Here is a 17,759-nt window from a genome sequence, read left to right on the forward strand (position 1 = left end):
GTCGACATGCGCTGCCCCCGCACGGTGGCGGAGGCGCACCACGGCCAGTAACATAGAGGACGTTCTTTTTCTTGTCGAGACCGGGATGACGCCATGGCACGAGCGAACACGAATCGCGCGCCCAAACAGGAGCGCGCGATTCACACCCGAGAGCAGCTGCTGAGGGCGGCCGCCGAGGTCTTCGACGAGTACGGCTACGCCGGCGCCGGGATCAACAAGATCCTGCAGCGCGCAGGGGTGACCGCGGGGGCCCTGTACTTCCACTTCAAGGACAAGCAGAACCTCGCGATGGAGGTGATGAACGCCCAGCGCGGCACGATCGAGCCGCATGTGCCCACCACCGGCCTGCAGCGCCTGGTGGACATCACCCTCATCTGGTCGCACTCGCTGCAGGCCGACCCGATGCTGCGCGCCGGCGTCCGGCTCACCGGCGAGCAGGCCGCCTTCGGCCTGCAGGACGCCACGCCGTACGCGGTGTGGGCCCGCAGCTTCGAGGAATGTCTCGAAGCGGCGCGCGCCCAGGGCGAGTTGCGCGACCACGTGCGCATCGACGAGCTGGCCGAGTTCGTCGTCGGCGCGTGCACCGGCATGCAGGAGTACGCGCAGGTCGTCTCCCGGCGGGCCGACCTGCCGCGCCGCACGGCGAACATGTGGCGCCTGCTGCTGCCCGGCATCGCCACCGACTCCGCTCTCGACGGGATCGAGAACAGCGAGGAGCGCGCTCTGTCCCTGTGGACGTCCGTGAGCGTGCCGGCCCTGGGGGAGGAACCCGCATGACGACCGACCGCCCGCACCGCCCGCTCGTCCCGCACCGTCCGCACCGTCTGCACCGTCTGCGAGTCGCCGCCGTCAACATCGACGGCGTACTGCTCGCGGACACCTTCAGCCCGCTCATCCACCGGTTCGTCACCCGCCGCGGCGGCGTGTACTCGGCCGACGTCGAGCGCAGCGTCTTCTCCCAGCGGCAGGCCGACGCCGGGCGGGCCATGGCGGCGGCGGTGCCGCAGCCGATGACCGGCGAGGAGGCCCTGGCCGCCTACTTCGAGGAGCGCGCCGCCCACCTCGCCGACCACCCCGTCGAGGTCACCGAGGGAGCCGAGGCGCTGCTGCGGCGGCTGAACGCCGCCGGGCTCGACGTGGTCTGCTACGGCGGCCTGGCCAAGACCCACTTCGACGAGCATCTCGGTGCGTACGCCGGCCTGTTCGCCCCGCCCCACTACCTCTGCACCAACGACGTGCGCCCCGGACTGCGGGAGATCACCGCGCACTTCGGGCTGGAGCACGGCCAGGTGCTCTTCATCGACGACGTGGCCCGGGTCGCCGAGGCGGCGAGAGCCCTCGGGGCGCCGTTCATCGGCCGGCCGAGCCGGTTCGCGCACAGCCACCAGGCCGAGCTGATGCGCGAGGCCGGGGCACGTCATCTCGTGGACGGGCTCGACGAGATCGACGACGCCCTGCTGCGCACCGTGGACGAGGAGGCGTCGGCCGGCACGCTGTGGCCGGCGGGGGCCGTCGACGCGGCGCCGACCGCCCGCTAGTGCCGTGACCGGGAGGGCCGCGCCGGCTCGCGATCCCTCCCGGTCGCCGCACGCTCAGACGGCCAGCGTGCCGCCGTCCACCGGGACGGTCGCGCCGGTCACGAACGACGACGCGTCGCTGCACAGCCACAGTGCCGCCTGGGCCACCTCGACGGGTGCGGCGAACCGCTTCTGGACGGCACGCGCGAAGAACGTCTGTTCCACGCCGGGCATCTGCGCGATGGCCGATTCCATCATCTCGGTGAGCGTGCTGCCCACGGCCAGGGCGTTCACCCGGATGCCCCGGTCCCCGTACGAGGCGGCCGCCGCCTTGGTCAGGCCGATCACCGCGTGCTTGGCGGCCACGTAGGGCGCGCCCACGCCGGTGGCGATGAGACCGGCCACGCTCGCGGTGTTCACGATGGCGCCGCCGCCGGTGCCGAGCATGGCGCGGATCTGATGGCGCATGCAGTTCCACACGCCCCGGACGTTCACGTCCATGACGGCGTCGTAGTCGTCGTCCGACATCTCGTGCAGCTCGGTGCCGAGCGTGCCGTAGCCGGCGTTGTTGAAGGCGGCGTCCAGGCGGCCGAAGCGCTCCACCGCGGTCGCCACGACCCGTTCGACGTCCTCGCCGCGGCGGACGTCCCCGGGAACGTAGGCCGCCCGGCCTCCCTTGGCCTCGATCTCCTCGGCCACCGAGGCGAGTTGTTCCCGGCGGCGGGCCGTCAGCACGACGGCCGCGCCGTGCTCGGCGAAGAGCCTGGCCGCAGCGGCGCCGATGCCCGACGACGCTCCGGTGATCATGACGACGCGGTCGCTCATCACGTACGGTTGTTCGATCATGGCACTCAGTCAAACAGGTGCCCGCCAGACCGTCAGCCGGTTCTTGCAGCCCTTACCGGCCAACCTGCCAAGAACGTTCCGAGCTGCTGCTTTTCCCGATCTCTTGGTAATTCCTTGACCTATGGTGGGTCTGGTCGCGGGCCGGCCGCGACGCACGGGGGCGGGAGGAGGTGCGCACACAGGTGGCGAGACAGGAGAGGGCCGAGCAGACCCGGCAGCGGATCGTCAGGGCCGCGGCCGCCGAGTTCGCCGAGCACGGTTACGACGGCACCTCCCTGCACCGGATCGTCAGATCGGCCGGGGTCACCATGGGCGCGCTGACCTTCCACTTCCCCAGCAAGTCGGCGCTGGCGGACGCCGTCCAGGAGGCCGGCACGACCGCCACCCGCGAGGTGATGCTGGGCGCCGAGGCCGCGCCGGGACTGCGGGGCGTCCTCGACGAGGTGCTGACCCTGGCCGACGCGATGCGCGGCACACCGAGCATCCGCGCCGCCGCCAGGCTCACCCGGGAGGGGCACGCCGACGGTCACGGCTGGTACGACTCATGGGTTCCCGGCCTGCGGGCGGCGCTGGAGCGGGCCTGGCGCGAGGAGCGTCTGGACGGCGGACTGACCCCGGTGGCGGCCGCCTCCCTGCTCTCCCACATCCTGCTCGGCGTCGAAGCCGCGACCACCGCCCCGGACGCGCTGCGCACGGCCACCGGCGACGGCCCCGAGGAGAGCCTGGCGCAGGCGCTCAAGGCGCTGGGCGCCCTGCTGACGCCGGCGGCCCCCTCGGCCGCCGCCGGCCCGGTCCAGGACTGAGCCCTTCCCCGGGCCCGGCGGACGACCCGATCGCGACTCGACTCCCGAGACCGCACAACTCCCATGACTGCTCGACTCCCATGACCGCTCGACCCCCATGACCGCTCGACCCCCATGACTGAATGCGCCGTTCCGCACACGGGCCGTATCGCGCCACCGGGACGGGCATCGCGCCCCGGACGCCCGTACGAAATTTTCCGCGCCCGGCCCGCGACCCGGCGCCCCGCTCCAGCCGCAGCTCAGACCCGCCGGGCACGCCGCCGCGGGGCTCCCTCCCGGCCCGCGCGCCGGAATCGGACCTAGAAACATAGAGAATGTTCTGTATATTTGCGGCTACCGGGAGAGAGGAGTCCGTCCATGCATCCGGCCACCGAGCGCGTTCCGCCGCCGGCCCAGCGGCTCTTCGCCCATCTGCCGCGCGCCGACCAACGGCGTTGGGCCGGCGTCTACTTGAAGGGTCTGCTGACCACCCAGGGCAAGAAGTCCCTGCGCCGCATAGCGGCCTCGGTGACGCCGTCCCCGACGGCGGCCCAGTCACTGCAGCAGTTCGTCAACGACAGCGCCTGGCCGTGGCGTCCGGTGCGCGCCGAACTCGCCCGCTGGGTCGCCGAGCACTCCGCCCCGCGCGCCTGGACGCTCTCCCCCGTGGTCATCCCCAAGCGGGGCGCCCTGGCGGCCGGCGTTCACCGGCGCTTCGTCCCCGCCGTCGGACGCACCGTCAACTGCCAGCTCGCCGTGGGCGCCTTCCTCTCCGGCGACCACGGAGACCTCTCCGTGGACTGGCGGCTGTACCTGCCCCGGCGCTGGACCGAGGACGCCGCGCTGCGGCACCAGGCCCGCATCCCGCAGGACACCGGCCACGCCACCGCGACCGAGCTGTGCCTCGGCCTCGCGGACCGACTGGCGCGGACCACGCCCGAGATGCCGCCGGTCGTCGTCCACACGGACGGACACATCGACGCCGCAGCCGTGATCGAGGGCCTCGACGCGCGCGCTCTGGACTGGATCGTGGCCGTCCCCGACACCCTGCCCCTGTCGCCCGCCCCGGTCGCCGACCCCCACCCGGCCGACACGATCCCACCGCACACGGTCCCGGAGCCGGCGCACGACCTGCTGCGGCGGCACGCCCGTCCCTCCGTCACCGACCCCCTCGCCCCCGGGCGGCCCCGGTTCGGCGCCCTGCGGGTGCTGCTGCCCGCGCACCATCGGCCGGCCCTGCTGGTCGGCGTCTGGACCACCCCGCGCCCACGGCCCGACCGGGTCTGGCTGACCAACCTGCCCCCGGCGTGGCACACCCGGGCCCTCGCGGTCATCGGCTCCGCCACGGCCGCACGGGTCGGGGCCGCCGAGGCCGAACTGGGCCTGCACGACTTCGCGGGCCGGTCCTACCCGGGCTGGCACCGCCACGCCACGCTGGTCTCCGTCGCCTCGGCCCACCGCAGGCTCGGGCACGAGGTGTGCATCGCCCCGTGCGGCGGCCCGCCGCCGCACCGGGGAGGACGCGGCCGGCCGCCGTACGCGGAGGACGGCTGACCTCCGTACGCGGAAAGCGGCCGGCCGGCGTACCCCCTCGACGGTGACCGGGCGACCGGCCGACCCCCTCCCGGCGATCCGGGCGACCGGCCGACCCCCCTCCCGGCGATCCGGCCCCGCATCGCAGGGCGCCACACCGCACCGCACGCACCACACCGCACGCACCACACCCGCAACAAGGGACCCCGCAGCGACGCAGGGCTCCCGCCGACCGCTCACCCGCACACCGTCCGCCGCATTGCGGTGCCGCCCAACCCTGAGGAGGGGCTGTGGAGTTCCGTGTCCTCGGACCGATCGACATCCGCGCGCAGGGGCGTGACGTCACGCCCAGCGCGCCCAAGCAACGGCAGGTGCTCGCCCTGCTCATGGCGAAGGCCAACCACCGCGTCTCCGTGCCGGCGCTGCTGAGCGAGGTGTGGGACGGCGAGCCGCCCCGCACCGCCACCACCGCCCTGCAGACGTACATCGGGGCGATACGCAAGGCGCTGGCGGCCGGCTCCGGCGCCGGCGTCCGTGAGATCGCCGAACACCGGCTGGTCACCGACGGCAACGGCTATGTGCTGCGGCTGCGGTCCGACGAATGGGACCGGCCCCGTTTCGAGCGGCTGGTCCTGGAGGCCCGCGGCCTGCTGGACGAGCGCGAGCCGCACGCCGCCGCCGAGATGCTCGGCGAGGCCCTGGCCGTGTGGCGCGGGGCGCCCTTCGGCAACGTCCGGCTCGGCAGCCGGCTCACCGTGCAGGCCCGGGTGCTGAACGAGGCGCACCTCGCCGCCTGCGAGGCCCGGATCGACGCGCTGCTGCTGTGCCGGCGCTTCCAGGAGGCCGTCGGGGAGGCCGTCGCCCTGGTGGACGAACACCCGTACCACGAGAACCTGCACACCCAGCTGATGCGGGCGCTCTACGCCTCGGGCCGACGTGCCGCCGCGCTGGAGGTCTACCAGTCCCTGCACCGCCGGATGACCGACGACCTCGGCATCCCGCCCTCGCCCTCCACCACGACGCTCCACCACGTGATGCTCCAGGACAGCCCCGACCAGCGCTATCTCACCGCGGCGGGCGCGGGAGGCCTGCAGTGACCCCCGACAGCCGCGCACACGGCCGATGACCGGCCCCGAGCGCCCGTCCCTGCGGCCGCCGCGCGCCCGGCCGACGGCCTCAGACGCCAGGCTCCCCGCGCGGGCGCCCGTCCGTCCACAGGCTCTCCACCGCCCGCGAGGGGCCGCCCACCGCGCGTACCCGCTCCATGGCCACCTGGACGAACGCCCGTAGCCGCGCCGTCTCGTGGCCGGTGGGCCAGACGAAGGCGTAGTCGATGTCCGGGGCGTCCGAGAACGGCCTGAAGACCAGGCCCGGACGGCTGTAGTAGTGCGCGCCGGCCGCCGCCACCGGCGTCACGCCCTTGCCGGCGAGAACCAGGGAGAGCGCGTCCTCCCAGTGCGTCATGGCCTGCCCGTGCGGGATGGGCCGCCCCGACGGCGTCTGCCGCGGGAAGTGATGGTCCAGCCAGTGCGTGGGCACGTTCCCGGCGACCGTCAGCAGCGTCGCCTCGGCGAGATCCTCCATGCTCACCGACGCCCGCCTCGAGAACGGATGCCCGGACGACATCAGCAGCACCCTCGGCTGCGAGACCAGCACCGGACCCAGCGTCAGATCCGGCTCGGCCAGCGGGGGTTCGGTGACCTGGAGCTCGACGTCCCCCGCGCGCAGCGGACCGTACGGGTCCGAGATCTGCACCTGGCGGATCTGCACGTCCACACCCGGGTACCGGCGTCCGAACCCCTCGGCGATGCTGTGCAGCAGATGGCCCGTGAACGCGCCGGAGAAGCCGATCCGCAGCGAGCCGGTGATCCCCCGCCCGGCCGCCATGGCCCGGGCCACCGCCTCCTCGACCCCACGCCACGCGGGCGCGAGATCGCCGCCGAGCTGTTCCCCGATGGGCGTGAGGACGACCTGACGGCTGGTGCGGTCGAACAGCTTGGCGCCGATCCGGCGCTCCAGCCGGGCGATGGTCTGACTGACCCTGCTCTGCGAGACGCCCACCCGCTCGGCGGTCCTCCCGAAGTGCAGTTCCTCAGCGAGGGTCAGGAAGATCTCGATCTCCTGGCGTTCCATCACCGGTTCCCCCGCACCCCCTCACACCTGCGACCTCGAACGATGAGCCCAGCGAATCGATCGTTGCACAGATCGTCCTTGTTGCGCAGGTCCGCCGATTCGAAGCTGGAACGGCCAGCGAGACACCAGGAAGGACCCCTCATGGCCGTCACCGAATCCTCACCCCCCGTCCACTCGGCACGCGAGGCCGCCGCACCGCCCGAACCCGCCGCCGGCGGCTCCGTCTTCGGCCCGCACGAGTGGCTGGTGCTGATCACCCTGTGCTGCGCCACCTTCATGTGCGGCCTGGACTTCTCCATCGTCACCGTCGCGCTGCCCGACATCGGCAGCGCCCTCGGCTTCTCCTCCGCGGGCACCCTGCAGTGGGTGGCCACCGCCAGCCTGCTGCCGTCGGCGAGCCTGCTGCCCCTGTTCGCCAGGGTCGCCGACCTGATCGGCCGTAAGCGCCTGTTCACCCTCGGCGTCGCCGTCTTCACCCTGTTCTCCCTCGGCGCCGCCCTCGCGAACAGCCCCGGCATGCTCATCGCCGCCCGCATCGGCCAGGGCACCGCCGCGGCGATGATCGCCCCGTCCGCCATCGCCCTGATGACCGGCTACTTCCAGGAGGGCCCCAAGCGCGCCCGCGCCCTGGGCCTCAACGGCGCCGTCATGTCGCTCGGCTTCGTGTTCGGCGCGCTCGGCGGCGGTGTCATCACCAACGGCTTCAGCTGGCGCTGGACCATGGTCGCGCTGTGCGTGATGGGAGCGCTGGCGCTCGCCGGCGCGCTGGCCCTGCCGGCGATCCACGAGTCCGGCGCCGCCCGCCGGATGGACATCCCCGGCGCGATCCTGGCCACGCTCGGCCTGTTCGGCCTGGTCTACGGCATCTCCACCGGCGGCGACGAGGGCTGGACGCAGCCCGCCGCGCTCGGCCCGATCGTCGGCGGCCTGGTGCTGCTGGTCGCGTTCCTGCTGGTCGAGCGGCGTCACCCGGAGCCGCTGGTGCCGCTGTCGGTGCTGAACCGGCCGTCCGTGAAGTGGTCGGGGCTGTTCGGCGTCGTCACCTTCGGCATGTGCGCCGGCACCACCGTGCTGCTGAGCCTGTACATGCAGGACGTGCTGGGCTTCACCGCCCTTCAGGCCGGTCTGAGCTACCTCGGCGAGGGCGCCGCCGCCACGCTCGGCGGCATGTACGTCGCCCGCCTGCTCGGCCGGTTCGGCGGGGTGAAGGTGCTGGCCGCGGGCCTGCTCATCCAGGGCCTCGGCACGGTGGCCATGTTCGCCCTGCCCCAGGACGTCAATCTGGCCGCCCTGCTGGTCACCTCCTCCGTGATGGGCCTCGGCCACGTCTTCAGCGTCGTCTCCTTCATCACCGTGATGACGACCGGAGTCACCGAGGAGGACCAGGGCGTCGTCGGCGGGCTGTCGCAGCTGCCGCAGTACGTGGCCGCGATCGGCGTCTCGGGTCTGAGCGCGATCGCCGCCGCCCGCACCAACGCCCTCTCGTCGGGCGCCGCCCCGTCCCCCGCGGACATCCTGGGCGGACTGCACGCGGGCATGGTCACCGCCGGCGTCGTCGCCCTCGCCGGCGCCCTGCTCGTCGGCGTCGTACTGCGCAAGCGGACCACGGTCTAGGGGCCCGTCGCTTGGACCACCCCGCAGTCGCGGGGCCGGCGTCGGCACGTCCCGCCGGCACCGCCCGCCGGAACCCGTCCGCGCACCCGGCGCGGCCGTCCCCCGCCCCACGGCGGACGGTCGCGCCGCCTGCGTATCCGCCCAGCCCGCCGGTCCGACCCACCCCGGCTCGAGCCGCCCCGTGTCCGGACCCGCGCCCGGGTCCGGGCCTCGCGGGCGTCGGCGCCGCCCGCGAGGAGATGTCCCGTGAACGACAGCCGCCTGCGCAGGCCCTCCGCCGTGCGCACCCTGCGCGTGGGGGAGCTGAAGGTCAGCTATGTGCCCGACGGGGCGATGCTGCTGAAGCCGGCCGGCATTCCGCCGGCGGCCGTCGACCGGCAATGGAGCAGGTACGGCGCCTATCTCAACGACACGCGCCGCCTCGTCGCCAACACCGGCGGCCTGCTCGTCGAGCACGGCGGCCGGGCCCTGCTCATCGACGCCGGGTTCGGTCCGCGCGCGGTGCCGGAGGACCCCGCTCACCCCGACCGGGGCGCGGTGCACGGCGGGTCGCTGCCCGGCAACCTGGCCCTGCTCGGGCGCTCGCCCGACGACATCGAGTCGGTGGCCTTCACCCACCTGCACCCCGACCACGTCGGCTGGGCCTGCGTCGACCCGCCCCTGTTCGGCCGGGCGACCTTCCTGATCCCCAAGGCGGAGTGGGACCACCGCGACCCCGCGCTCACGGCCCTCGGACCCCGGACGAGGCCGGTGCTTCCCGGGGAGGAGGTGTTTCCCGGGGTCCGCGCCCTGGATCTGCCCGGCCGCACCGCCGGGCACACCGGCTTCGTCATCGCCTCGCACGGCGCGCGTCTGCTCGCCTTCGGCGACGCCCTGCTGTCCTCGCTCCAGGTACGGCACCCCGAGTGGTCCGCGGTCTCCGACGCCGACCCCGCGGGGTCCGAGCGGCACCGCCGCGCCCTGATCGCCGAGCTCCTGCGCCCGGACACCCTCGGCTTCGGCATCCACTTCGCGGACGTCGTCTTCGGCCGGGTACGGCCGCAGGGCGACAGCGCGGTCTGGCACCCGCTGTGACCTCGGGGCCCCGGACCCGGGCGCCGTCGGCACGCCGAGCACCGGCCGGCATGTCGAGCACAGGCCGGCATGCCGACGGCCCGGACTACAGCGGCTTCACGGCGGAGGCGTGCTCCTGCGGTTCTGCCTGCCGGGGCAGCACCGGCTTCGGCTCCCACGCCGCGGTGGTCCGCAGATACGCGTAGACGACGGAGCCCGTCGCCAGCACGAGAAGCGGTCCGTAGAACCAGGGATGCCCGGCCATCTCCAACGGCAGGTAGCGGTACGACAGCAGGAGCGCGGCGAAGACCGTCGTGCCGTACGCGACCAGCCGGACGCCCGACTGCGCCCAGCCGCGGTCGTGGGCGCGCAGGGCTCCCTCGATCGTCAGCGTGAACACCACGCCGGCGAGGATGTCCGCGCCGTAGTGGAAGCCGAATCCCAGCGTCGCGGCGAGCGTGGCGACCAGCCAGAACGCACCGGCCCAGCGCAGCGTCCGCGGGCCCTTGCGGGTGTGGATGAAGATCGCGGTGGCCCATGCCGTGTGCAGGCTGGGCATGCAGTTGCGCGGGGTGACGCCGTCGAACGGCATCGGGTGCGGGGGGCCGATCGGCGGCGGCGTCGTCGGCCACAGGTCGGCCACCGCCCACTGCACGCTGGGGTGCGACTCCTGCCACAGGCTGACCGCGGTCCAGTGCTCGGAGCCGTCGCCGTAGGCGAAGATCGGCCCGACCACCGGGAAGATCATGTAGATGCCGGGGCCGAGGAGCCCGATCGCCAGGAACGTGCGCACGAGATGGTGACGCGGAAAGCGGCGCTCGGCCGCCACGTTGCGGAGTTGGTACAGCGCCACGAGCACCGCGGCCACCGGCAGTTGCCCGTAGACGAAGTCGAGGACGTTGAAGCCGATCGCGCCGGTGGCGGTGACGGCCCGGCCCACGAGCCACGACGGGTTGCCCAGCGCGTGATCGGCGATCGCGACGTACTGGTCGAGCACCATCGGGCGGGTCGTGGAGGTGATGAGCAGCCAGGTGTCCCCGGTCTTGCGGCCGGCCATCAGCAGCAGGGCCAGCCCGGCGCCCTTCAGCAGCAGGGCGCGGTCACGGCCGGTGCGGCGGGTGAGGGCGACGACCGCGCAGCCGATGGTCACCCACAGCGCCCCGTTGCCGAAGGGGTGGCCCTCCGTCACCTCGATGCCGGCCGCCCACCGGACCAGCAGGAAGCCGAGGTCGATGCCGATCGCGGCGCCGACCGCGATGAACCGTTGCCGCCAGTCCACCACCACCAGCATCAACGCCATGCTGGCGTACAGCAGGCCACCCGATTTGGGCGGGAATATCACCTCGCGCGCCTGACTGGTGATCGGCCCCGGCAGACCGTAGTGACGCGCGACGAACTCCAGCGTGACGAACAGCCCGAGCGCCGCCGCACCGGCCGCCGCCCACAGGACGGCCTTCGGACCCGCTGTTCGCGAGAACACCCGTGTTGGCATAGATATCAATTGTCTGACCAGTGTGTGAGATGCGGGCTGAACAGGTACTTCGCGTGCCGGATGGCGGGCCCTTCCCCACAGGACGGACAAGGAGGGGCTTTCGTCACGAGTTCGAACATGTTATCGGAGCGCTGTGCGGGATTCCCCGGAATGTGGCTCGGTCGTCATTTCGATCACGCTGCCGGTCGCCGACGGCCGACCGGGGCGCGGCGACGCCGGTCCCGGACGAGGCTCCGGCGAGACTCCCGAGAAGGTCATGGGACGGGCCCGGGCCCTCCCGTGCAGCCGGGCGGCGCCGTCCACTCCGTGTCCATCCACGGCACACTGCCCGACCGGCCGGCCTACACACGGATACGGCCTCGCACGGCACCCCCGCCCCCGCCCCTGCCCCCACCCCCGCAACGTCACGGGGCGGGAGAGCAATATCTGTTTTTGCGAAATGAGAAATGGCCGCTGCGCCCGTGGAGCATTTCTGGGGCCGCGAACGGCCCGAAGTTATTCGCCGCACAGGGCCGATCACGACGTGCTACTGTCGTTGTCAGTTGCAGGTGTGGTTGCCAGAAGGTTTGTCCGACGGCTGATCATCACGGCGACACGGAATCCGCACAAGGCGTATTCCTGACACCGTCTCCGAAGGAGAAACATCATGGCCACCGGAACCGTGAAGTGGTTCAACGCCGAAAAGGGCTTCGGCTTCATCGAGCAGGACGGCGGCGGCGCCGACGTCTTCGCCCACTACTCCAACATCTCTGCCCAGGGCTTCCGTGAGCTGCTCGAGGGCCAGAAGGTGTCGTTCGACATCGCGCAGGGCCAGAAGGGCCCGACGGCCGAGAACATCGTCATCGCCTGACACCGGCGCAGACTCGTTCTTCGCAGCTGGGGCCCGCACCTGGGGGTGCGGGCCCCAGCTCGTTTTGTTTTCCAGGGCAATTCCGCCCTGTCATCACCGGCTCGTTCTCGCGATTTTCAGCGCCGTTCACTTTGCTGCGGAAATCCCTTGATACGTGCCCACATCGAGGAGATCCGCATGAATCGCGACCGCACGAACCGCGCATACGGCCGCCCCGGAGGAAGCCGCGCCACCGGCCGTTCCGGTGTTTCGCGCCGCTCCCACGGCCACGGAAACCGGCCGGCCGCGTCGGCCGAGTTCGCGTTGCCGAAGACGATCACGCCCGCGCTGCCGGCCGTCGAGTCGTTCGCCGAACTCGCGCTGCCTCAGCCGTTGTTGGCCGCACTCGGCCAGGAAGGCGTGAGCGTGCCGTTCCCGATCCAGGGGGCGACGCTGCCGAACTCGCTGGCCGGCCGGGACGTCCTGGGCCGTGGCCGCACCGGCTCCGGCAAGACCCTCGCCTTCGGCCTCGCCCTGCTCGCCCGCACCGCCGGACAGCGCGCCGAACCCCGCCGGCCCCTGGCCCTCGTCCTCGTCCCGACACGGGAACTGGCCCAGCAGGTCACCGACGCCCTCACCCCCTACGCCCGCGCGGTGCGCCTGCGCATCGCCACCGTCGTCGGCGGCATGCCCATCGGCCGCCAGGCGCACGCCCTGCGCGGCGGCGCCGAAGTCGTCGTCGCCACGCCCGGGCGCCTCAAGGACCTCATCGACCGCGGTGACTGCCACCTGGACCATGTCGCCGTCACCGTCCTCGACGAGGCCGACCAGATGACCGACATGGGCTTCATGCCGCAGGTCACCGCCCTGCTCGACCAGGTACGCCCCGAGGGGCAGCGGCTGCTGTTCTCGGCGACCCTGGACCGCAACGTCGACCTGCTGGTCCGCCGCTACCTGACCGACCCGGTCGTCCACTCGGTCGACCCGTCGGCCGGCGCGGTGACCACGATGGACCACCACGTCCTGCACGTCCACGACGCGGACAAGAACCGGGCGACGACCGAGATCGCCGCGCGGGACGGCAAGGTGATCATGTTCCTGGACACCAAGCACGCGGTGGACCGGCTGACCGGCCATCTGCTCGGCAACGGCGTCCGCGCCGCAGCCCTGCACGGCGGCAAGTCCCAGTCGCAGCGCAACCGCACCCTGGCCCAGTTCAAGGACGGGCACGTCACGGTGCTGGTCGCCACCAACGTCGCCGCCCGCGGCATCCACGTCGACAACCTCGACCTCGTCGTCAACGTCGACCCGCCCGGCGACCACAAGGACTACCTGCACCGCGGCGGCCGCACCGCCCGCGCCGGCGAGTCCGGCACCGTCGTCACCCTCGTCCTGCCCCACCAGCGCCGCGGTATGACCCGTCTGATGGCCGACGCCGGCATCGACGCGCGCGTCACCCCGGTCCGGTCGGGCGAGGCGGAGCTGAGCCGCATCACCGGGGCACGGACCCCGTCCGGCGTCCCCGTCGTCATCACCGCGCCGGCCGTGGAACGCCGCCGCCGCACGTCGTCGCCCGCCCGGGGCCGCCGGGGCCGTGCCGGCCAGAGCCGGCCGGTCGTCACGGCGGTCCGCCGCCGGACGCCGGGCCGGCCCGACCTCGACTCGGCGGCCTGAGACCCGTTCCGCGCCGGGGCCCGGGGAGAGCACCGCCTCCCCGGGCCCCGGCGTACCCACGGCACTCCCCCGCGCAGGAACCCGAACCCTCACCGCAGGAGGCATCTTTGACGCCGGCTCAGACGCAGTACCGCACCACCGCGCACCCCGCCCCCGCGACCGCGGCCCTGACCACGGCCATCGGGGACGGCGTCGACGCGCACACCCCCCGGGTCAGTGACGACATGACCGTCGAGGTCGCCCTCGCCGTCATGGCGGGCGCACGCGTCGGGTACCTGACCGTGTGCGACGGGGACGACCAGAGCACGGGTGTGGTCACCCTGGCCCGGCTCGCCGCCCTCCGCGGCAGCTCCGCGTACACGGACCGGATCCGTCTGCGGGACGTCCTGGACGGCTCGCCGCGATCGCGCGGGATCCGCTCGGGCGCCCGACCCTGCGACGCCGGTGAGCACACCCGGACACCGGGCGGACTCGCCCTCGCCCACTGACCCGGTGCGTGGTCTTTCGTGACCGCCGGCCGCCGCCGCGTCCCTCGGGACGCGGCGGCGGCCGGCGTCTCACCGGTCGAAGTAGCTGAAGTCGCCCACGGTCCACGCGCCGACATCCTTGATCGCGACCCGGTACATGCCGCCCGCCTCGGGGATCCCCAGGTTGCCCTGCAGGATGCGGGCCAGATGGAAGTGCAGGTGCGTGGGCGCCTCGCCGCCGCTCCTGCCCTCCCGCGGGTCACGGGCGAAGATCTCGGAGAACGGGCCCAGCCGGTCGGAGTCCTTGAGAACCTCCGCCACCCGCTCCCTCCACACGGCCTCCGGCGCCAGCCGGCCGGTGATGACGGCGCCGCCCACGACCACGGTCAGCGACATCTGATTGCTCGGCTCGGACTCCACCGCGGCGGAGATGGCGACGAGCAGCTCATCGGGGTTCGACATGAGAGCACATTTTATGCAGTCGCCGCTCCGCGTACCGCCCCACGGTCGAGCACCCGTGGACCGGGCGGCACGGCCGGCACCGGTCGGCTCCTGATCGGAGCGCGACGGGACGGGGCCGCCGCCACCGCGCCCGCCACCCCCGCCACAGCTCTTGTCGCAGGTCGAGGGGGTTCCTGCGGCGCCGCGGGAGGGACGCGCGGCGACGGCGCGCCGCACCTCCCGTGCCCGCCGACCGGCGGTAACCGAAGGTCGGCACCGCGGCAGGACCGACAGATGGTGTTGAATTTCCCCCGGGGCCCTGGTGCCGTACGGCGCCGGGGCCCCTCGACGCGTTGCACAGCGAGGTGACATGACAACGGACAACCCTCTCGGTGATCGTCTGGACGACGACGACTACCCCGCATACACGATGGGCCGGGCGGCCGAGATGATCGGAGCCACCCCGGGGTTCCTGCGAGCCCTCGGTGAGGCTCGGCTGATCACCCCGCTCCGCTCGGAGGGCGGACATCGCCGCTACTCCCGCTACCAGCTGCGGATCGCCGCCCGCGCCCGGGAACTCGTCGACCGGGGGACGCCGATCGAGGCCGCCTGCCGCATCGTCATCCTCGAGGACCAGCTCGAGGAGGCCCAGCGCATCAACGCCGAACACCACCGGGCCGCGGACCGGGGATCCGGCCCCACCGACTGACCGCCCGGGCGCGGGCCGCCCAGAGGGCACCCGCTCCGGAGCACTGCGGCGCCCGCCGGGGAGCCGCTCGACGGGGGCGCCGCCCCGGTGACGACGGCGCCCGGTCCCGTGGCGCGTCACGCCGGCGCCTTGACCCCCGGGTCCGCCGAACCGGCCGATTCCGTCGCTGCCGTCGCTGCCGTCGCTGCCGTCGCTGTCGTCGCTGTCGTCGCTGCCGTCGAGTGACCCCGGTTCGCCGGGGCCGCCTCCTCCCGCTCCCGCACGACCGGACGGCGCCGGGACGGCCCGAGCAGCGGGTGGGCGACGCCCCAGGCCGCGCCCTTGCAGACCAGTTCCTTGTAGGCGGCGGCGATCCGTCCCGTCAGGGCCGCCCGCACGGCGCGGTCGTCGCCGGTGACGTACTGGATCAGGCCCTCCTTGCGCCCCAGCGAGATGCACTGGTTGAAGTAGCGCAGCGGCGTCTCCGGGAGCTTCCCTCCGGTCAGGCGGGCCGCGACGGCGTCGGCGGCCTGCCACGCCATGGGCACGCCCGAGGCGCACGACATCCGCAGCGGCTTGTCGCCGACGCCCTTCGCCATGGCCGCGTCGCCGACGGCGTAGACGTCCGGGTGCGAGACCGAGCGCATGGTGCCGTCGACCACGATCCGGCCGGTGTCGGTGACCTCCAGGGCCGTGGCCTGTGCGATCGGGTGGACGGCGAAGCCGGTCGTCCACACGGTGACCGCGGCCGGGACCGATCCGCCGTCGGCGGTGGTGACGCGGTCGGCCTCGACGCCGGTGACGGCGGCGTGCTCGTGCACGGTGATGCCGAGCCGGTCGACGACCTTCCGCAGATGCCCGCGCCCCTTGGGCGACAGCCAGTCGCCGAGGCCTTCGCGGGCGACGAGGGCCACGTCGAGGTCCGGGCGGGACTCGGCGATCTCGGTCACGGCCTCCAGGCCGGTGAGACCGCCGCCGACCACGACCACGGGCTGCCCGGCGGTGAGCCCGGCGAGGCGCTCACGCAGCCGGAGCGCCCCGGGACGGCCGGCGATCTGGTGGGCGTGCTCGGCGACGCCGGGTACGCCCTGGTCGTTCCAGCCGCTGCCGAGGGCGTACACGAGCGTGTCGTAGGCCAGCTCCCCGGCGCCGTCGGCGTCGACGACGGCCACGACCTTGCGGTCGACGTCGACGCCGGCGACCCTCGCGAACCTCAGCTCGACGCCGGTGCCCGCGAACATCTCGTCGAGCGGCCGGGGCGGGAGGTCCTGACCCACCGCGAGCTGGTGCATACGGACGCGCTCGACGAAGTCGGCCTCGGCGTTGACGAGGGTGACGGCGACGTCTTCGGGGCGCAGCCGCCTGGCGAGGCGGCCGGCGACGATGGCGCCGGTGTAACCGGCTCCGAGGACGATGATGCGGTGCTGCATGTCCCTGCTCCTGTCTTGAGCGGATTCGCCTCCTGAACCGGACGGCCCGCCGTTTCCTGACAGGTGGGGGATGTGAAGCACGTCACATCGACGGGGGCGGGTGTCAGAAGGGGACGACCAGGGGTTCGCCGTGGTCGTCGGCCGCCCACCGCTCGGTCGCGCGTTCGAGCTTGTCGGGGTTCACCTGGTTGCGGAACGCGGCGATGCCGTCGGCGGTGACCTCGAGGCACATGACGCCGATGACCCGTCCGTCGACGACCGCGACGACGGCGGGGCCGCCGTTGGCGGTCGTCGCGTACATCCCGGGCGAGCCGCCCACCAGGGCGCGCTTGGCCTTGCCGGGCTTGAACAGGCCCCGCAGGAACTTCGCGACGGCGAGGGCGCCCTCGAACGCCGTGGCGCGGGCCGGGACCTTGCCGCCGCCGTCGCCGATCGAGACGGCGTCCTCGGTCAGCAGCCGCACCAGCGGCTCGGTCCGGCCGCTGGTCGCGGCCTCCAGGAACTCGTCGATGATCCGCCGGGCGGCCGCCTCGTCGATCTCGGTGCGGGTCCTGCCGTCCGCGACGTGCTTCTTCGCGCGGTGGAAGATCTGCTGGCTGGCGGACTCGGTGAGGTCGAGGATCGCGGCGATCTCCCGGTGCGGGTAGTCGAACGCCTCGCGCAGCACGTACACCGCCCGCTCGTTCGGGGAGAGGCGCTCCAGCAGGGCGAGGACCGCGTACGACACGGACTCGCGCTGTTCGGCCGTGTCGGCAGGGCCGAGCATCGGGTCCCCTGCGAGCAGCGGCTCGGGCAGCCACTGGCCCACATAGGTCTCGCGCCGTGCGCGGGCCGAGGTGAGCTGGTTGAGACACAGGTTGGTGAGCACCTTCGTCAGCCAGGCCTCGGGGACCTCGACGCGCTCGACGTCGGCGGCCTGCCAGCGCAGGAAGGTCTCCTGCACGGCGTCCTCCGCCTCGCTCGCCGAGCCGAGAAGGCGGTAGGCGATGGCCCCCAGACGGGGGCGTGCCGCCTCGAACCGGTCCACGTCGCTCATGGTCAGGGCCATGACCGGAATTCTAGGCCGAACCTCCGACGCAGCGTCCGGCGTCTGCGCCACACGTATCGGCCGACGCTCGCCCGGCCGGCTCTCGGCTCGGTCTGCGCTCGGCTCGGTCGACGCTCGGCGCCCGGCTCGGTCGACGCTCGGCGCCCGGATCGGCTGGCGCTCGGCGCCGCGCGCCCTCCGGGGCTCCGCCCGGCCACGTCGGCCCCTCCTCC

Annotated in this window: 17 protein-coding genes; 11 read left to right on the top strand and 6 right to left on the bottom strand. The window is 73.2% G+C overall.

All coding sequences use genetic code 11. The annotated features are described in order from the left end of the window. The first annotated feature begins 93 nt into the window (after positions 1 to 93). A complete protein-coding gene (locus ACH4ZA_RS08830; protein ID WP_398428615.1) occupies positions 94 to 777 on the top strand; it encodes a ScbR family autoregulator-binding transcription factor in 684 nt (227 codons plus the stop codon). Further along, complete coding sequence (locus ACH4ZA_RS08835) at positions 774 to 1,538, top strand: HAD family phosphatase (RefSeq protein ID WP_398428616.1); 765 nt, start codon at positions 774 to 776, stop codon at positions 1,536 to 1,538. The genes ACH4ZA_RS08830 and ACH4ZA_RS08835 overlap by 4 nt, the downstream gene beginning before the upstream one ends. A gap of 54 nt (positions 1,539 to 1,592) precedes the next feature. On the opposite strand, the gene ACH4ZA_RS08840 is transcribed toward ACH4ZA_RS08835, so the two are convergent. Then, positions 1,593 to 2,363, bottom strand: coding sequence for a glucose 1-dehydrogenase (locus tag ACH4ZA_RS08840; RefSeq protein WP_319275903.1), 771 nt, complete (start codon positions 2,361 to 2,363; stop codon positions 1,593 to 1,595). 182 nt (positions 2,364 to 2,545) lie between these two features. Here ACH4ZA_RS08840 and ACH4ZA_RS08845 point away from each other — a divergent pair, with 182 nt between their 5' ends. From ACH4ZA_RS08845 to ACH4ZA_RS08855, 3 genes are all read left to right on the top strand, one after another. Next, entirely contained in the window at positions 2,546 to 3,166 is a 621-nt protein-coding gene (locus ACH4ZA_RS08845; RefSeq protein ID WP_319275904.1) for a TetR family transcriptional regulator, read from the top strand. Positions 3,167 to 3,523: 357 nt separating this feature from the next. After that, positions 3,524 to 4,699 (top strand): transposase, encoded by a 1,176-nt coding sequence (locus ACH4ZA_RS08850; protein WP_319275905.1) that lies wholly within the window; start codon positions 3,524 to 3,526, stop codon positions 4,697 to 4,699. Positions 4,700 to 4,968: 269 nt separating this feature from the next. Then, on the top strand, positions 4,969 to 5,775 hold the full coding sequence (locus ACH4ZA_RS08855) for an AfsR/SARP family transcriptional regulator (RefSeq protein ID WP_319275906.1): 807 nt from the start codon (positions 4,969 to 4,971) through the stop codon (positions 5,773 to 5,775). A gap of 79 nt (positions 5,776 to 5,854) precedes the next feature. Here the strand turns inward: ACH4ZA_RS08855 and ACH4ZA_RS08860 are convergent, their stop codons facing one another. Then, positions 5,855 to 6,811, bottom strand: a complete 957-nt coding sequence (locus tag ACH4ZA_RS08860; RefSeq protein ID WP_398428619.1) for a LysR family transcriptional regulator — start codon at positions 6,809 to 6,811, stop codon at positions 5,855 to 5,857. 141 nt (positions 6,812 to 6,952) lie between these two features. On the opposite strand from ACH4ZA_RS08860, the gene ACH4ZA_RS08865 reads away from it, so the two are divergent. Together ACH4ZA_RS08865 and ACH4ZA_RS08870 are read left to right on the top strand one after the other, a co-directional pair. Next, positions 6,953 to 8,425 carry an MFS transporter gene (locus ACH4ZA_RS08865; RefSeq protein ID WP_398428620.1) on the top strand — a complete coding sequence of 491 codons (1,473 nt, stop codon included), beginning with the start codon at positions 6,953 to 6,955 and terminating at the stop codon, positions 8,423 to 8,425. Positions 8,426 to 8,671: 246 nt separating this feature from the next. Further along, on the top strand, positions 8,672 to 9,499 hold the full coding sequence (locus tag ACH4ZA_RS08870) for an MBL fold metallo-hydrolase (protein WP_319275909.1): 828 nt from the start codon (positions 8,672 to 8,674) through the stop codon (positions 9,497 to 9,499). Between the two features lie 85 nt (positions 9,500 to 9,584). Here ACH4ZA_RS08870 and ACH4ZA_RS08875 read toward each other — a convergent pair whose 3' ends face one another. After that, positions 9,585 to 10,970: a phosphatase PAP2 family protein gene (locus ACH4ZA_RS08875; RefSeq protein WP_319275910.1), complete on the bottom strand. Its 1,386-nt coding sequence runs from the start codon at positions 10,968 to 10,970 to the stop codon at positions 9,585 to 9,587. A gap of 646 nt (positions 10,971 to 11,616) precedes the next feature. On the opposite strand from ACH4ZA_RS08875, the gene ACH4ZA_RS08880 reads away from it, so the two are divergent. From ACH4ZA_RS08880 to ACH4ZA_RS08890, 3 genes are all read left to right on the top strand, one after another. After that, a complete protein-coding gene (locus tag ACH4ZA_RS08880; protein WP_057577987.1) occupies positions 11,617 to 11,820 on the top strand; it encodes a cold-shock protein in 204 nt (67 codons plus the stop codon). A gap of 177 nt (positions 11,821 to 11,997) precedes the next feature. Continuing rightward, on the top strand, positions 11,998 to 13,473 hold the full coding sequence (locus ACH4ZA_RS08885) for a DEAD/DEAH box helicase (RefSeq protein WP_398428623.1): 1,476 nt from the start codon (positions 11,998 to 12,000) through the stop codon (positions 13,471 to 13,473). A 107-nt stretch (positions 13,474 to 13,580) separates the two neighbouring features. Beyond that, complete coding sequence (locus ACH4ZA_RS08890) at positions 13,581 to 13,961, top strand: CBS domain-containing protein (protein ID WP_398428625.1); 381 nt, start codon at positions 13,581 to 13,583, stop codon at positions 13,959 to 13,961. A 69-nt stretch (positions 13,962 to 14,030) separates the two neighbouring features. Here the strand turns inward: ACH4ZA_RS08890 and ACH4ZA_RS08895 are convergent, their stop codons facing one another. Further along, the gene (locus tag ACH4ZA_RS08895) at positions 14,031 to 14,402 is read right to left on the bottom strand and encodes a hypothetical protein (RefSeq protein WP_319275912.1); all 372 of its coding nucleotides are present in this window, start codon (positions 14,400 to 14,402) and stop codon (positions 14,031 to 14,033) included. Between the two features lie 349 nt (positions 14,403 to 14,751). Between ACH4ZA_RS08895 and ACH4ZA_RS08900 the strand changes: the two genes are divergently transcribed. Beyond that, positions 14,752 to 15,090, top strand: a complete 339-nt coding sequence (locus ACH4ZA_RS08900; RefSeq protein ID WP_319275913.1) for a MerR family transcriptional regulator — start codon at positions 14,752 to 14,754, stop codon at positions 15,088 to 15,090. A gap of 116 nt (positions 15,091 to 15,206) precedes the next feature. Here the strand turns inward: ACH4ZA_RS08900 and ACH4ZA_RS08905 are convergent, their stop codons facing one another. Next, complete coding sequence (locus ACH4ZA_RS08905) at positions 15,207 to 16,499, bottom strand: NAD(P)/FAD-dependent oxidoreductase (RefSeq protein WP_398428626.1); 1,293 nt, start codon at positions 16,497 to 16,499, stop codon at positions 15,207 to 15,209. A 103-nt stretch (positions 16,500 to 16,602) separates the two neighbouring features. After that, positions 16,603 to 17,547 carry an RNA polymerase sigma factor SigJ gene (sigJ, locus tag ACH4ZA_RS08910; protein WP_319275915.1) on the bottom strand — a complete coding sequence of 315 codons (945 nt, stop codon included), beginning with the start codon at positions 17,545 to 17,547 and terminating at the stop codon, positions 16,603 to 16,605. Positions 17,548 to 17,759 lie beyond the last annotated feature (212 nt).

The organism is Streptomyces sp. NPDC020597 (genome assembly GCF_044335095.1).
GTDB lineage: Bacteria > Actinomycetota > Actinomycetes > Streptomycetales > Streptomycetaceae > Streptomyces.

Coding starts and splice junctions, on each gene's coding strand:
- ACH4ZA_RS08860 (WP_398428619.1), bottom strand. CDS start 6,811: ATGGAACGCCAGGAGATCGAGATCTTCCTGACCCTCGCTGAGGAACTG.
- sigJ (WP_319275915.1), bottom strand. CDS start 17,547: ATGGCCCTGACCATGAGCGACGTGGACCGGTTCGAGGCGGCACGCCCC.
- ACH4ZA_RS08885 (WP_398428623.1), top strand. CDS start 11,998: ATGAATCGCGACCGCACGAACCGCGCATACGGCCGCCCCGGAGGAAGC.
- ACH4ZA_RS08895 (WP_319275912.1), bottom strand. CDS start 14,402: ATGTCGAACCCCGATGAGCTGCTCGTCGCCATCTCCGCCGCGGTGGAG.
- ACH4ZA_RS08850 (WP_319275905.1), top strand. CDS start 3,524: ATGCATCCGGCCACCGAGCGCGTTCCGCCGCCGGCCCAGCGGCTCTTC.
- ACH4ZA_RS08840 (WP_319275903.1), bottom strand. CDS start 2,363: ATGATCGAACAACCGTACGTGATGAGCGACCGCGTCGTCATGATCACC.
- ACH4ZA_RS08865 (WP_398428620.1), top strand. CDS start 6,953: ATGGCCGTCACCGAATCCTCACCCCCCGTCCACTCGGCACGCGAGGCC.
- ACH4ZA_RS08905 (WP_398428626.1), bottom strand. CDS start 16,499: ATGCAGCACCGCATCATCGTCCTCGGAGCCGGTTACACCGGCGCCATC.
- ACH4ZA_RS08830 (WP_398428615.1), top strand. CDS start 94: ATGGCACGAGCGAACACGAATCGCGCGCCCAAACAGGAGCGCGCGATT.
- ACH4ZA_RS08900 (WP_319275913.1), top strand. CDS start 14,752: ATGACAACGGACAACCCTCTCGGTGATCGTCTGGACGACGACGACTAC.
- ACH4ZA_RS08875 (WP_319275910.1), bottom strand. CDS start 10,970: ATGCCAACACGGGTGTTCTCGCGAACAGCGGGTCCGAAGGCCGTCCTG.
- ACH4ZA_RS08880 (WP_057577987.1), top strand. CDS start 11,617: ATGGCCACCGGAACCGTGAAGTGGTTCAACGCCGAAAAGGGCTTCGGC.
- ACH4ZA_RS08835 (WP_398428616.1), top strand. CDS start 774: ATGACGACCGACCGCCCGCACCGCCCGCTCGTCCCGCACCGTCCGCAC.